Source organism: Pseudoalteromonas sp. SR41-1, assembly GCF_014164015.1.
Classification (GTDB): Bacteria; Pseudomonadota; Gammaproteobacteria; order Enterobacterales; family Alteromonadaceae; genus Pseudoalteromonas; species Pseudoalteromonas distincta.
Window position 1 is genome coordinate 14,268 of sequence record NZ_JACJEK010000032.1, and the last position, 15,233, is coordinate 29,500.

Genomic DNA, 15,233 nt, shown 5'->3' on the forward strand with positions numbered 1-15,233 from the left:
TCCCGCTTTATACTTGTTTTTAGTTATGGGTATGCTCTTATCTTTTAGAGATGAGTTCTTTATAAGCTAAGCCACTGTTTTTAATAGTGCGTTGCTGGGTTTTATAATCTACATACACAATACCAAAACGTTTTAAATAGCCTTCTGCCCATTCAAAGTTATCCATTAGGCTCCAAGCAAAGTAGCCATGTATAACAACACCTTGTTCAATTGCATTATGAACCGCGTTTAAATGAGTATTATAATAACTTAAACGGTCTAAGTCGTTAACTTCACCATTATTATACGTATCGGGCATTGCTGCACCATTTTCGGTTATATAAATAGGCGGTAAGGTGTATGTTTTATTAAGCGATACGAGCAAGTCAGTGAACGATTGCGGGTAAATTTCCCACCCCATATCAGTTAGCGGGCCCGTAGGTGCAATAGGCTCATAAATGTCAGCAGGGTGCGCTTTATAAACTTGACGGGTATAAAAATTAATACCTAAGTAATCAATAGATTGAGAAATTAGTTCCATATCGCCCTCAAGAATTTCAGGCTGATGGTTTAATGGTAATTGATTAATTATATCAGGATATTGGGCATCAATTATTGGTTTTATATACCACTGATTAAGATAGTCGTCTGCAAATGCAGTGGCTTTTAAGTCTTCATCACTTTGAGTAAGGCTATAACACGGCGTAAAGTTAAGCACTATGCCATTTAATGTATTAGGCGAGTTTTGCTTTAATACGCTCATAGCGAGTCCGTGGGCTAATAATAAATGGTGCGCTGCTTTACGGCCATATTCTTTACCCACTTTACCTGGGGCATGAATACCAATTTCGTAACCTAAAAACGCACTACAAAATGGTTCATTCAATGTGGCATAAGAGTGAACGCGATCGCCAAAGGCTTTGGTAATTAAATTTACGTAATGTTCAAAAGCGTAAGCTGTTTGTCTGTTAAGCCAACCGCCTTCATCTTCAAGGTGTTGCGGTAAATCCCAGTGGTACAAAGTAACAAAGGCTTTAATATTGCGACGTTTTAGCTCATCTAAAATATCAGTATAAAACTTCACGCCTACAGGATTTAATTTTGCGTCTTGGGTCATCACGCGCGGCCATGAAATAGAAAGCCTGTAAGCATCTACGCCAAGTGACTCAATAAGGTCTATATCATTACGCCAAAGGTTATAGTGATCGCAGGCGGTATGACCGTCTGAGCTATCGACTATTTTATTGGGCGTATCGCAAAAAGTGTCCCAAATACATGGGAGACGATCTTGTGATCCGCCTTCTATTTGAAAAGAAGCCGTGGCCACACCGTATACAAAGTTTTTAGATAAAAGCGGTGAATGGGGTGGTAGTGATAATTTTGTCATTAATAACAAACCTTTTGTTAGTCATTTACAGAGAAATCAGCTCTGTGTTTTTGCTTAATTAATGCTGTATGAGGGTACAAAAAATAAAAAGTGTTGAAATATACAGCTTGTTCGTATTTAATTGCATATGAAAGCGCTTACATTTAAGGTTAGTGTTTATTAATTCTTAGGTCAACTCTTTAATGCTTCTGGATGGTTTAAAGACAGCTGAAAACTAAAACAGGGCACCTTAAGAATAGATTTATAATAATAAAATACGGAGAACACATGGCAAGTTCAGCACCAGTGACAACACACACACAGTCGCAAAACTATCAGGATAAAAATTACAGTTTTGCATTAACTTCTCTAACAACATTATTTTTTATGTGGGGATTTATAACCTGCTTAAATGATATTTTAATCCCACACTTAAAAGCCGTATTTAACTTAACGTATGTACAAGCCATGTTGGTTCAGTTTTGCTTTTTTGGCGCTTACTTTTTAATGTCACTTCCAAGTGGTTATATAGTTAAAAAGGTGGGCTATAAAAAAGGCATCGTGATTGGATTATTAATTGCAGCAGTCGGGTGTATATTATTTTACCCAGCAGCGTCTTTACATAGTTACCCTGTATTTTTATTCGCTTTATTTGTACTTGCCAGCGGTATAACGTTATTGCAAGTATCTGCTAATCCTTACGTAAGTTTGTTGGGCTCACCAAAAACTGCGTCGTCTCGACTTACGCTTACCCAAGCTTTTAATGCATTAGGTACCACTGTTGCGCCATCATTTGGTGCTCTGTTAATTCTAGACTCAGCGTCAGAAGCCTTTTTAACACCGGCTCAAAATGCAGAGTCAGTTCAACTTCCTTACCTCCTTTTAGCTGCAATGCTTATTTTACTAGCCGGTATTTTTGCTTGGCTTAAATTACCAGACATTATGAGCGAGCAAAAAGCAGAAGCCGAAAAATCAGATGCAATTGAAGGCAGTGCTTGGCAGTATCGCCATCTTGTATTAGGTGCAGTGGGTATATTTATGTATGTAGGCGCCGAAGTGGCAATTGGTAGCTTTTTAGTAAGCTTTTTAGCACAAGAAAATATAGCAGGGCTAAAAGAGAATGTTGCAGCTCATTACATCACTTATTATTTTGGTGGTGCTATGGTTGGGCGTTTTATTGGTGCTGCTGTAATGCAAAAACTACCCGCAGGTAAAGTACTTGGCTTTAACGCAACCATGGCTATTATTTTAGTCATTATTGCCATGAGCACGTCGGGTCAATTAGCAATGTGGTCAATACTATTGGTTGGTTTATTCAATTCTATTATGTTCCCAACTATTTTTAGTTTAGCGTTAAATGGACTTGGTAAGCATACCGCTCAAGGCTCTGGTATTTTGTGTTTGGCGATTGTAGGTGGTGCAATAGTGCCACTTTTACAAGGTGCGCTTGCTGATAGTGTGGGTGTTCAACTTTCGTATGTTTTACCTATTTTATGTTACATATTTATTGTTTTTTACGGCCTACGAGGCAGCAAACCAGTATTAGTGAAGGAGCCATCATAATGAAAACGACTTTTAAACTTAATGCATTAGCAATTGCAACGTTAGTAGGAAGTGTTACTGCACTAAGCGGATGTACTAACGAAAGCAATGTTGAAAAAGTAAATGTTGAAGCGCAATCAAAGCTTGAGAAAATTTGGCCAAAGCTTTCAATTGCAGTGAAAAAAGACCCTGCTATTGAAGCTCAAATTGTCACGTTTTTAGAAAATATGACGCTTGAGCAAAAAGTAGCGCAAATGATTCAACCAGAAATTCGTGATATTACCGTTGAAGACATGCGTAAATATGGTTTTGGCTCTTACCTCAATGGCGGTGGTGCTTTTCCTAATGGCGATAAGCATGCAACGCCAGAGGATTGGGTTGCACTTGCAGAAAAAATGTATCAAGCATCTATTGATGACTCAGTGGACGGCAGCAAAATTCCGACTATGTGGGGCACCGATGCAGTACATGGTCATAATAACGTAATTGGCGCGACACTTTTTCCACATAACATTGGTTTAGGCGCGGCTAATAACCCAGATTTAATAGAGCAAATAGCGTCTATTACCGCAGTAGAAGTAATGGCTACGGGGATAGATTGGGTATTTGCACCCACTGTAGCAGTAGTACGAGACGACCGTTGGGGCAGAACGTACGAAGGCTATTCTGAAGATCCAAAAATTGTTCACGATTACTCAGCAGCGATTGTAAATGGATTGCAAGGTAAAGCCGATGGCGACTTTTTAAGTGATAAGCGCGTTATTAGCACGGTTAAGCACTTTATTGGCGATGGCGGCACCGTTGATGGAGATGATCAGGGAAATAATATAGACAGCGAGCAATCGCTATTTGATATTCATGCCCAAGGTTACGTAGGTGGTTTGTCGGCGGGTAGTCAATCTGTTATGGCGTCTTTTAATAGCTGGAATGGCGTTAAAAATCACGGCAATAAATACTTACTTACAGATGTATTAAAAACACGTATGGGTTTTGATGGTTTTGTAGTGGGTGATTGGAACGGCCATGGGCAAATTAAAGGCTGTACTAACGAAAGCTGCCCAGAAGCGGTAAATGCTGGCCTTGATATTTTTATGGTGCCAACAGGCGCGTGGAAGCCGCTATATGAAAATACAATTGCACAAGTAAAAGCAGGTAAAATAAGTATGAGCCGCATTGATGATGCGGTTGCACGTATTTTACGCGTTAAGTTACGCGCTGGGTTATTTGAAAAACCAAGTCCGGCTAAGCGTTTGTACTCGGGTAAAACAGAGCTTATTGGCGCGCAAGCGCATCGCGAAGTAGCACGCCAAGCTGTGCGCGAATCGCTTGTATTACTTAAAAATAAAAATAACCTATTACCTATCGCAGCTAATCAACGCGTGCTTGTTGCAGGTGATGGTGCCGATAACATAGGTAAACAGTCGGGTGGTTGGAGTATTACGTGGCAAGGGACTAATAATAAAAATGCAGATTTCCCAGGAGCAACGTCAATTTACAAAGGGCTTGAAGAGCAAATATCTGCAGCAGGTGGAAGTGTTACTTTAAGTGCTGATGGTACGTTTGAACAGCGTCCTGATGTTGCCATTGTTGTATTTGGTGAAGAACCTTACGCAGAAGGGCACGGCGATAAAGATAACCTTGAGTTTGAGCGCGGAAATAAAAAGTCATTAGCACTTTTAAGCTCGTTAAAAGAGCAAGGCATCCCTGTTATATCTGTGTTTATTTCAGGTCGACCTATGTGGGTGAACAGCGAACTTAACGCATCTGATGCGTTTGTAGCTGCATGGTTACCAGGTACAGAAGGTGCGGGTATTGCTGATGTGTTATTAAAAGCGGCAGACGGCACCATCCAAAATAACTTTAAAGGTAAGCTATCGTTTTCTTGGCCTAAATCGGCGGTACAAACTGCGGTTAATAGAGGCGATGAAAATTACGATCCATTACTTCCTTATGGTTTTGGTTTAACGTATGGCGATAAAAACGTGCTAGCTGACGACCTTGATGAAGACTCTAAACTTGATAACTCAGGGCTTACGAGTATGGATATACTTGTTGGTGCACCTGTAGCACCATGGCGCTTATTGTTAAAATCGGGCGATGAGCTTTTAGATGTATCGAGTAGTACCCATGAATTTGGTGCAATTAAATACCGTACTGAGGACAAAACAGTACAAGAAGACGCGCGCCAATTTAACTTCAGCGGTGCAGAAAAAGCCAGTGCTGAAATAGTAACTAGCTTTGCAGAAGATACCATTGCCTACGTTGAAGCAAACAGTGTGATTAGCTTTGATATTAAATTAAACGAAGCACTAACGAGCGATGTAGCCCTTGCTATGACTTGTTCTGGTGAGTGTGGTGCAAGCATTGATTTAGCAAACGTAGTTGATAAAACTATTGAAAATAAATGGCAGTCAGTATCAATCGATTTAGGTTGTTTTGCTGATAAGGGTGTTAATTTTGCAAGCCTAACAAGCCCATTTAGCTTACACAGCAATGGTAAAGCATCAATTTCTGTAGCTAATATTCAGTTTGTACCAAATAAAGCGGACGAGGCTACGCTGTCTTGTAAGTAGTTTATTAACTCTATTGTGTGTATACCAAAGCCCTTCTAATGAAGGGCTTTTTTTATGGATAGATGTTAGCTAGATAAAATATGGTAGTTTAAATATAGTTGTTTTTAATGCGCTTATAAGTCACTTAAAAGCAATTAACTTTTCGTGAGTAAGTTTTTTTCATCAAAGGTTACTACTTTGTCTCGGCCAGTTTCTTTAGCTAAGTAAAGGCGTTTATCGGCATAAGCGAGCAGTTCTTTTATAGTTGCATTCCCATTAATTGCATTACTTACCCCAGCGCTTACGGAAAGTTTTATATGCTGATTTTCATGATAAAAAGCTTGAGTGCTTATATTCTTTCTTAATAGCTCAGCATCACTTTTTGCTGCACCAAGGGTGTAATCAGGTAGTAAAATGGCAAATTCTTCTCCGCCAATTCTGGCACTAATACCTACATTTAAAAATTGCTCTTTAATAAAGTGAGATATCCACTTAATTGCGTGGTCGCCCGCTTCGTGACCAAACTGATCGTTTACACGTTTAAAAAAATCAATATCGAGCAAAATAACAGACACATTTTTGTCTATATTTTTAGGATCACTTAGTGCTTCTTTACTTTTTGTAAAAAAGCCACGGCGATTAAGTAATTGGCTTAAAGTATCGGTGTTAGCAAGGCTTGAAAGTGTATGCTCTGTATTAGAAGCCAGCAGGTATGGCAATATTAGTGCGCTACAAGTGGCCAAAATTAAATGACTACTTAAGATAAGTTGCAGTGGCTCTATGTAGTTTGGCGAATTAATACTAAAAATAGATATTGCCAATAGTGTTGTTTGTATGAGCATTAAAATGCTGTGAATTGAAAAACAAACTATCAGCGCTTTTTTTTGCAAAGTGGCTACAAAGTTCATCTGCTTAATAATATATGCGGAATATAGGTATAAAACCGAAATAATTAAGCTTGTCAGCATTTGCCCTGCAGGGTCTGAATATATGGGTAATAAAGCAACCCCAGTTAATCCAAGGAGACAATAAAGAGGTTTTAAGTTTAGTGCCTTACTGTGCTTATATTTATTTAACCCAATAATAATTAATAATGGACTTAGTAATATAAAAATATCAGCCAAATAGTGTGTAATAAAAGGCGCGTCTATTACTAACTTTAAACAGGCAAGTAACTCGGCAAATGCAAAGGTAATGCATGCTAGGCCAAATAATAAAAATGATGTTTGTTTTTTAAAGTTATGTACGGATAAAAAAAACAAGCCTATTAATACGTTAAGAATAAAAGAGAGACTGATCACAGTAGGCAGGTGTAGCATTTAAGATTCTCTTTTATTAAAGATAGGCGTGGTTGGTGTGGAAAACTTGCTGATTATTATGTATTAATGTTTAAAGGTCAATATGGGTAAAAAGTAGTAATTTACCCATATATCTAATTTGAAAGGGATTTTAACTGAACGAATATTAACGCCCGCTAAACCAAGCTCTCTAAAGCCGATTTTATATCAGGATGATGAAAACGATAATTGTTAACGAGTGCCTTTTTAGGGATTACAAATTGCCCCGTTGTTAGTAAGTCTGACATTTCACCCATTAATAGTTTAAGTACTGGGGTTGGCATAGTGATAAATGCAGGTCGAGAGAGCGCCTCGCCTAAGCTTTTACTAAATTGAGCATTGCTTACAGGGTTGGGTGCTGTTGCGTTAACAGGGCCTGATATTTCTGGGTGTTTAATAATAAAGAGTATTAGCTGAATCATATCGTCGATGTGTATCCACGACATGCCTTGCTCGCCATTACCAATCGGGCCACCCAGGCATAATTTAAAAGCAGGTAACATTTTTCCAAGTGCACCTCCTTTTTTAGCTAAAACAATACCCGTTCGCAAAAGGCATACTCTGGTTTGTTCTGATTGGGCGAGTAGTGCTGCATTTTCCCAGTCTTTACAAAGCTGGTGGCTAAATTCATCGTGTGGGCGTTCAAAAGTTTCATCAATAGGATTACTATTTTGTCTACCATAAAAACCAATTGCACTGCCAGATATAAAAGTATGCGGAGGTATACTACAGGCTTTAATCGCTTGACTAATTTGCTGTGTAATATCAATACGACTGTTTCGTATTATTTGCTTTTGTTTGTCGCTCCAGCGTTTATTTACAATCGGCTCGCCAGCGAGATTAATAACGATATCAACAGTGTTAAAGTCAACATCACTAATGTCACTTACGGCTTTAACTTTGTGGCCTAATAATACGTTTGCTTTAGTTGGATTGCGGCTAAGTACAGTAACAGTATTATGATGAAGTAAAAAAGGGCATAAGTGCTTACCAATTAATCCGGTCGCGCCAGTTATAAATATATGCATTATTCATCCTTACAATAAAATAGAAGCAAGTGATTAAAAAACATACTCGCTAGCAAACAGCTTTGCAAATTTATACGTAAAACAGGCTTTTATGATCACTTCGTAATTATTTCATTTAATTACCTTTTGCCTTACACTGGGACGATATAGTTAATAAAAGGATTAATAAATTGGCAAGTTTAACTGGAGTAAATAAAAGCTTAATAGTTTTTGCTTCCTTAGTAGTGGTCCTCGCTGGAATAAAAGCCGCGAGTGTAATTATTATTCCGTTTATTTTGGCGGCATTTATTGCCATTATTTGTAACCCGCTTATCAAGTTTTTTGCGCGCTACAAAATTCCTAAAGGCATTGCTGTTATGTTGGTCGTGCTGATTATAGTTGGCTTAGGGGTAAGCCTTGGCGGGCTTGTAGGGCAATCTATCAACGACTTTTCTCAGCAGCTTCCTGAGTATAAAACACAACTTAAAGAAGAGTTTGTGTGGCTGGTCGATTTAGCATCTCAATACAACATACTGATCAATAAAGATCAGTTAATTAATATGTTCGACCCTGGCAAAATGGTTGATGTGGCCACTAATATGCTCACTGGGTTAGGTGGCGTAATGGCAAACATGTTTTTAATTATTTTAACGGTTGTTTTTATGCTGTTTGAAGGGCCAATGCTGAGCAAGAAAATACATATGGCACTTGAAGACCCTGATAGTAAAATGAAGCAAATTGACCGCTTTTTAGAATCTATTAATTCATACTTGGCAATTAAAACGCTAGTAAGTTTAGGGACGGGTATTATTGCTGCGTTTTACTTATGGATTTTAGACGTTGACTACTTTGTGCTTTGGGGCGTGTTGGCATTTATGTTCAATTACATTCCAAATATAGGTTCAATTATTGCGGCTGTACCAGCTGTATTACTTGCCCTTATTACTCAAGGCCCATTAGTGGCAGGACTTGTTGCTGCAGGATATTTAACAATAAATACGGTAATGGGTAATATTGTAGAGCCTAAATTTTTGGGTAAAGGGCTGGGTCTTTCAACGTTAGTGGTGTTTTTATCATTAATATTTTGGGGCTGGTTATTAGGTACTGTGGGTATGCTTTTATCTGTACCATTAACAATGATTGTAAAAATAGCCCTAGAAGCCAGTGCAGAAGGCAAGTGGGTTGCCACTTTATTGGGCAGTGGTGAAGACGTTACTAAAAATAACTAACATTTATAACCATCAAGGGCTGTAAAATTAAAACCCTTGATGGTTAAGTTATCAATAAATACAGAGCTATTAATTAATAAACGATTTAATAGCGTCATCCACTGCGTATATTGCGCCTTCTAAATATCCTGCTTCTTGTTTTGCAAACTCACTCGCTACAAAATGAATATTGAGGTTACTTAATTGCTCTTCCAAGTTTGAAAAATCAAATTCTGGGTGCTGTGAAGGCTGAGTTTGATCGTCTTTATTAGCTACAAATTTATCCTCTGCCCAGTCTTTAATAAAGTATCCGGTTGCCTTTTCAGCATCCTTACCATAAAAGTAGCTGAGCTGTTGGGCACAGGCTTGAATTAATTGCTCTTGAGTTACTTGGTTTCGTGATAAGTAGGGCACACCTATAAAGCCAAATAATGCGGCGTAATTACTATCCTCAGCACTGGCATCGTGAATCTCGACCATAGGGCCTACGCGGCTAAAGCTTTGCCCAGATAAGTTTTTATCACGCCAAAATGCATGTTCAAAAGTAGCTATAAACTTGGCTTGTCCTGCCATCCATGTAGGTACGCTGCTAAGGCGGTTTATGAGTGTTGGAGTCGCCCATAGTTCAGGTGTTAAATGCGTTGTAACCATACGAGGAGGAATTGCTGAAATTAATTTGCCAGTAGTAAAGTGCTTTATATTGCCTAAGTGATTAACCGTAATTAGCCAGTTATTATCACCTTTTTTAAGCTCAGTGACATTATGTTCTAATAATATTGAATCAGGATTAAGCTGCTCATATAAGGCAGTTATTAAGGTATTCATGCTGTGTTTGAGTCTAAATAGTTGCATATCTCCAGCACCTGCAATTTGTTGAGGTTGTTTGAAGTTAGGTGCTTGATATAACACATCACCTTTATGGTATTGCTCAAATATACTTAAGTTGAGTGACTTTATTAGCGCTTGAATTTTTGGTTGGTGGGGAAATATCCACGTAGGACCCAAATCAAAACTAACATCGTTATTTATTGGTGATTGCGCGGCAAAAATTCGGCCACCTAATTGCGATTTAGCTTCTAATAATAAGTACTCAATATTAAGTAGTTGTAATTTATACGCACTGTATAAACCAGCAAGTCCGCCACCTATAATAATTACTGGTTTGGTCATCTGTTTATCCATTAGTTTTTAGCAATCTACTAGTAGGTCGTTTGTTTTGGTATGAATAAATTGTCAAGTAAGCTATAGGGAGTGAGTAAAGAAACGTAACTAGTTTAGTGTGCTTAAGTTACGTCAAAATGGGTGTTTTAGTGATTCTGTAAATTGATTTATAAGCTCAATTTCACACAGTTTATAGCTAATGGTTGCGGTTGTCGCATTAGGAAGTTTTATTAAGTAACGCCATTGGCAGGCGCTCTCAAGGTACTTTTCATTATTTTTAATGCTGCGCATAAATAACGGCAGCACTTGCGTATTGCCTGTGATTTCTTGTGACTTAGTTAGCTCATATTTACGCTTTTGTATCCAACTGCCTTGTGCTTGTTTTGCTTTATCAATTTGGCTATCTAGGCATTGAATATATCGCTTAGCTTCATCGGTTGTTGCTTTAGCGGCTAAAGTACATGCTTCATCTGCAAAGCTGTATTGGCTTGAAGCTAATAACACAATGGCAGTTAGTTTTAATAAATAGTTACTTTTTGTCATTGTAATTAAACTCTAAAATAAATTGAGCGCCGCCTAAGTTATCAGCTTCTGTAATGGTAAGTGTACCGCGATAGGACTTAACCAAGTCAGATACAATTGCCATCCCTACGCCATGTCCGCTTTCGTATGTATCCAGACGAGTACCCCGTGTAAGTAGAGATTCACGTTTGTCCTCTGGCACGCCAGGACCATCATCGCTAATTCCAATACATAAAGTTTTGCTTTGAATAACTTGTATTGCTACTTGTGAGCGACACGCTTTACAGGCGTTATCAATCAAGTTACCGAGTAATTCCATTAAATCTGTTTGATCGCCTAAAAAATAATCTTTTTCGGTTACAGTGCAGCTAAAAATAATATCTTTATCACGATATACTTTTGCCATAGCACTGAGTATTGAATCGAGTACTGGCTTAATAGGGGTTTGTTTTTTCCACGTGTCTGATGCGCCCGTTGCAGCACGTTTTAATTGGTGCTCGATCATCACATTAATGCGGTCGAGTTGTTCTTGTGCATCGGCATCGTTTGCCAATGGACTTGATTTTAATACAGCAAGCGGCGTTTTGAGTGCATGAGCAAGATCGCTCAATGAGGCTCTGTAGCGCTCTTTTTGGCGTTGTTGCGACTCAAGTAGCAAGTTTAGATCTGCTTTTATTGTTTGCAGCTCTACTGGGTAGAGGCCTTTAATTTCTTGAATATCGCCTGATTCAATCGCTTTTATTTCTTTATCGAGTCGTTGGAGTGGGCGAGCGCTCCAAATGAAACCAATCGCCATCAGGCCTGCGATTGCAATCCCCATGATAAACATCCAATCTACAAGGGTTTGCTTAAAGCCATCCATTAAACGAAGTAGAGCGTCGTTACGTTTAACTAATATAAAGCGAGCTTGTTCTGATTGATCTATGTTGTTTAAAATTACAGTCAGGCTAAGTTGCCAATAAGCGGTATTATTATATTCTACACGCCTAAAGTCAGCAGCACCTGCTTTGGTCTCTATTTGCTGAGGTACATAGTTTAAATTTACAGCCGACTCTGAGTTCCAAACCGGGTCATCATCGCGGTAGATCATTGCGTAGGTATCAGAATTTAATCTGTTTAACTCAGGCGCTAAAATAGTGCTGGGCATAATAATACCATGCTCAGTAAAGTCGACTTCAGATATTAGCGAGTAAAGCTGTGCTTCGAGAGTTTTTTCAGTCGCATCAACAAGTGAAGCGTAATACGCTTTGCCAATTGAATAAAATAAGATAGGGAGCGCGACTAATAAAACAAAGACAAGGATAAATCCTTGCCTTATTTTTAACGATATTTGCGGTATTACCACTGGCTTTTAAGCCTGTAACCACGCCCACGTAGTGTCTCTACTGGGTTTAGCACACCATCAGGGTCAAGCTTTTTACGCAAACGTAGTACAAATACTTCAATTACGTTTGAATCAAGATCGAAATCTTGGTCGTAAATATGCTCAGTCAATTCTGATTTAGAAATTACTTTTTGCGGATTTACCATTAAGTATTCAAGTACTTTATATTCGTAAGCTGTCAGGCTAAGTTCTTTGTCATCAACCCATACTTGTTGTGAACGTGTATGGATTTTAATTGGACCTGCAGTCATTTCTGGATTTGCTTTACCAGCACTGCGACGAATTAATGCATTACAACGGGCAATAAGCTCTTCAACATGAAATGGCTTAGTAAGGTAGTCATCGGCACCTGCATCTAAACCTTCTACTTTATCTTGCCAGCGATCGCGCGCGGTTAAGATTAAAATAGGGATTGTAATGCCTTGTGCTCGTGCTTTATTAATTAGCTCAATACCGTCTATTTTAGGTAAACCTAAATCAACTACGGCCATATCAAGCGGGTATTCTGTAATGTGGAAAAGACCTGCTTCACCATCGTGGCATAAATCCACGCTGTAACGTTCTTTTTCTAAGGCATTACGTAGGTTATCTGCTAAATGTAAATCGTCTTCTATAACTAAAATTCGCATTTTTAATCCTTTTTCACTTCGCCGGTTTTTTTATTAATATGTAAATCAACGACGTGGCCGTCAGATTTGAGTATTCGTACGGTATAAAAATCTGTTTTTTCGGTAATTTTTAAGGTCTTACCGCCAATTGTTTTCTTTGCGAGTATTACGGCTTTCTTTTTGTCCACCTCAGCATGAGATGCTTGGGTGGCGGTTGCTGCTTGACTAAAGTTAGCTAAGCTAACACAAGCAATAAAACCGAGGCTTAATAATACGCGCATAATGGAAAACTCCTAGACCAGACTCACTTAGTTTAATTAACTAAGTTACTAAAATTCAAGTAAAAACGGTAAATTCGTTTTTATCCTGATAATTTTAATTAAAAACCTGTGAACAAACCCTGAATTACAGTGCAACGCACGCTCTAGGGTTTAATACTTTTTAAGCAGGAAATACCTTTTTAAAAGGTTTAACAATTGTATTTTCATAGATGCCAGCGGCAACGTAAGGGTCTGCTGCTGCCCACTCTCGAGCTGCTTCAATTGATTCAAATTCAGCAACCACTAATGAACCGGTAAAACCTGCTTCTTGAGGATCTTCACTATCGACTGCCGGTAATGGACCGGCGGTAAGTAGACGGTTTTGTGAATCAAGCTCACTAAGGCGTGCTAAATGTGCCGGGCGTGCTGCTTTTCTAAGCTCTAAGCTGTTTTCAACGTCTGTTGAGTGAATCATGTACAACATAAGGAATCTCATAAAAATTGTTAAATTTGATTAACGCAATACTACCACAGCGTTGAAAATTGGTGAATTAAAAGCGTATTTACACAGGTTTACACTTCGATTTTATTTTTAAGCTGTAATTGCTTGAAAATCTCTGTGTAACACTGGTAGAGTCGCTGAAATATACAAAATAATAAAAAGGTTTTATGCATGAGCGAAAATAGAGAACGATTTAGTTCCCGCCTTGGATTCATAATGGCAGCGGCCGGTTCAGCTGTTGGTATTGGTAATTTAGTTGGTTTTCCGGTTTCTGCTACTAAAAATGGTGGTGGCGCATTCTTATTAATTTACGCTTTATTTGTCATATTCATTTGTTTACCAGTCATGATGGCTGAAATGGCAATGGGTCGTAACGCTCAAAAAGATCCACTTGGTTCGTACAAACTATTATCTAATAACGATAAAAAATGGAAGTTAGCTGGGTTTTTTGCGGTGCTTACACCATTTATGATTGCTGTATTTTATATGGTGATTACGGTTTGGATCTTTGGTTATTTAACGCAAACAGGCCTCGGTAATTTAGATTTACTTGCAGATCCTGGCCACTTTGGTGTTTTTATTAATAGTTACACTGTGTTTGGTTATATGGCTGTTGTGGTTATTATGGTGAACTTAATTTTGTTAGGTGGTGTTAAACAAGGCATAGAAAAAGCCGCCAAATTTTTAATGCCCGCTTTATTAGTTATGCTACTAGCTCTAGTTACTTATGTATTAACGCTTGATAACGCAATGGCCGGTGTTAAATACTATATTATTCCTGATTTTTCTAAAATGAATGCAAGTGTACTTAATGGCGCATTAAGCCAAGCGTTTTTCTCGCTATCGCTGGGTATGGGTATATTAATGACTTACGCGTCGTACATTTCTAAAAAAGATGACATTGTAAGCAGTGCTAAAATGGTCGCTATTACTGACTCACTCGTTGCGTTTGTAGCGGGGCTAATGGTGTTGCCAGCGATATTTAGCTTTGACCCAAATACAGACCCATCAGCACTTTCTGATTCGTCCGTATCAATGATTTTTGTATACCTACCTAAAATATTATTAGCACTGCAAAATGATATTGGTTATGTAGGTGCGTCTATTGTTGCGTTCTCATTCTTCTTATTAGTATTTTTTGCAGCGATTACCTCACTTGTTTCAATAGTAGAAGTCCCGACTGCAACCTTAAGTGACCGCAAAGGTATTAGCCGTAAAAAAGCATTGGGCATCCTTACACTTTCAACCGGCGTACTTACTATTTTATGTACAATGTCGTTTGGTATGATTGACAGCCTTACTTCGTTCACCAGTTATGGCGGCGTTAATAAGAGCTTTTTTGATATTATTGTTGATGTATTTTACGACACAATTTTACCGCTTAATGGCTTAATGGTGTGTTTGTTTGTAATGTACCGCTGGAAAAAAGCACGCTTAACACAAGAGCTAAGCTTAGGTTCGCCTAATTATGCCGGAAGCTTTATGGAAAAGTACGTTAACTTTTCACTTTCAACGTTTATTCCTGTCATTCTAGCTGTGATATTTATTAATACAGTGGCGACTAAGTTTTTTGATTTAAAAATATTTGGTTTTTAATAGGCCTCTTTAAAAGCTTATTGAATAATATAATGCCGCTCAGTTAAGCTTAGCGGCATTTTTTTATAGGTATCTGGTCTAACTATTATACCAACCTGCATAAATCTTTGATCAATTTAACGAATTAAATTGCACTATAACGTCGTTAAAAATTTTTTATTTAGAACAACTAGATACAAAAATTTTTGCCTAGTTCTAGCGTAATTTTC

13 protein-coding genes are annotated in these 15,233 nt (G+C 38.2%); 4 read left to right on the forward strand and 9 right to left on the reverse strand.

Going from position 1 to position 15,233, the window contains the following annotated elements; translation table 11 throughout:
* Positions 1-37: 37 nt before the first annotated feature.
* Complete coding sequence (locus H5118_RS19620) at positions 38-1,366, reverse strand: GH1 family beta-glucosidase (protein ID WP_182749839.1); 1,329 nt, start codon at positions 1,364-1,366, stop codon at positions 38-40.
* A gap of 267 nt (positions 1,367-1,633) precedes the next feature.
* Here H5118_RS19620 and H5118_RS19625 point away from each other — a divergent pair, with 267 nt between their 5' ends.
* Positions 1,634-2,908, forward strand: coding sequence for a sugar MFS transporter (locus tag H5118_RS19625; RefSeq protein WP_182749841.1), 1,275 nt, complete (start codon positions 1,634-1,636; stop codon positions 2,906-2,908).
* The gene (locus H5118_RS19630; protein WP_182749843.1) at positions 2,908-5,460 is read left to right on the forward strand and encodes an exo 1,3/1,4-beta-D-glucan glucohydrolase; all 2,553 of its coding nucleotides are present in this window, start codon (positions 2,908-2,910) and stop codon (positions 5,458-5,460) included. The genes H5118_RS19625 and H5118_RS19630 overlap by 1 nt, the downstream gene beginning before the upstream one ends.
* Before the next feature lie 134 nt (positions 5,461-5,594).
* Here H5118_RS19630 and H5118_RS19635 read toward each other — a convergent pair whose 3' ends face one another.
* Both H5118_RS19635 and H5118_RS19640 read right to left on the reverse strand, forming a co-directional pair.
* Entirely contained in the window at positions 5,595-6,758 is a 1,164-nt protein-coding gene (locus H5118_RS19635; RefSeq protein WP_182692543.1) for a GGDEF domain-containing protein, read from the reverse strand.
* 155 nt (positions 6,759-6,913) lie between these two features.
* Positions 6,914-7,804, reverse strand: coding sequence for a TIGR01777 family oxidoreductase (locus tag H5118_RS19640; protein ID WP_182692544.1), 891 nt, complete (start codon positions 7,802-7,804; stop codon positions 6,914-6,916).
* A 170-nt stretch (positions 7,805-7,974) separates the two neighbouring features.
* On the opposite strand from H5118_RS19640, the gene H5118_RS19645 reads away from it, so the two are divergent.
* The gene (locus H5118_RS19645) at positions 7,975-9,012 is read left to right on the forward strand and encodes an AI-2E family transporter (protein WP_024595420.1); all 1,038 of its coding nucleotides are present in this window, start codon (positions 7,975-7,977) and stop codon (positions 9,010-9,012) included.
* 69 nt (positions 9,013-9,081) lie between these two features.
* Here the strand turns inward: H5118_RS19645 and H5118_RS19650 are convergent, their stop codons facing one another.
* From H5118_RS19650 to H5118_RS19675, 6 genes are all read right to left on the reverse strand, one after another.
* Positions 9,082-10,161 (reverse strand): FAD-dependent oxidoreductase, encoded by a 1,080-nt coding sequence (locus H5118_RS19650; RefSeq protein ID WP_024606451.1) that lies wholly within the window; start codon positions 10,159-10,161, stop codon positions 9,082-9,084.
* A 123-nt stretch (positions 10,162-10,284) separates the two neighbouring features.
* Complete coding sequence (locus H5118_RS19655) at positions 10,285-10,695, reverse strand: hypothetical protein (RefSeq protein ID WP_182749845.1); 411 nt, start codon at positions 10,693-10,695, stop codon at positions 10,285-10,287.
* Positions 10,682-12,019, reverse strand: coding sequence for an ATP-binding protein (locus H5118_RS19660; RefSeq protein WP_024606453.1), 1,338 nt, complete (start codon positions 12,017-12,019; stop codon positions 10,682-10,684). Before H5118_RS19660 ends, H5118_RS19655 begins: the two co-directional genes overlap by 14 nt.
* Positions 12,013-12,687: a response regulator transcription factor gene (locus tag H5118_RS19665; RefSeq protein ID WP_002959806.1), complete on the reverse strand. Its 675-nt coding sequence runs from the start codon at positions 12,685-12,687 to the stop codon at positions 12,013-12,015. Before H5118_RS19665 ends, H5118_RS19660 begins: the two co-directional genes overlap by 7 nt.
* 2 nt (positions 12,688-12,689) lie before the next feature.
* Positions 12,690-12,947: a PepSY domain-containing protein gene (locus tag H5118_RS19670; RefSeq protein ID WP_024594903.1), complete on the reverse strand. Its 258-nt coding sequence runs from the start codon at positions 12,945-12,947 to the stop codon at positions 12,690-12,692.
* Between the two features lie 160 nt (positions 12,948-13,107).
* On the reverse strand, positions 13,108-13,410 hold the full coding sequence (locus H5118_RS19675) for a YciI family protein (RefSeq protein WP_024599115.1): 303 nt from the start codon (positions 13,408-13,410) through the stop codon (positions 13,108-13,110).
* Between the two features lie 189 nt (positions 13,411-13,599).
* Between H5118_RS19675 and H5118_RS19680 the strand changes: the two genes are divergently transcribed.
* Positions 13,600-15,024: a sodium-dependent transporter gene (locus H5118_RS19680; RefSeq protein WP_182749847.1), complete on the forward strand. Its 1,425-nt coding sequence runs from the start codon at positions 13,600-13,602 to the stop codon at positions 15,022-15,024.
* Positions 15,025-15,233: the final 209 nt, after the last annotated feature.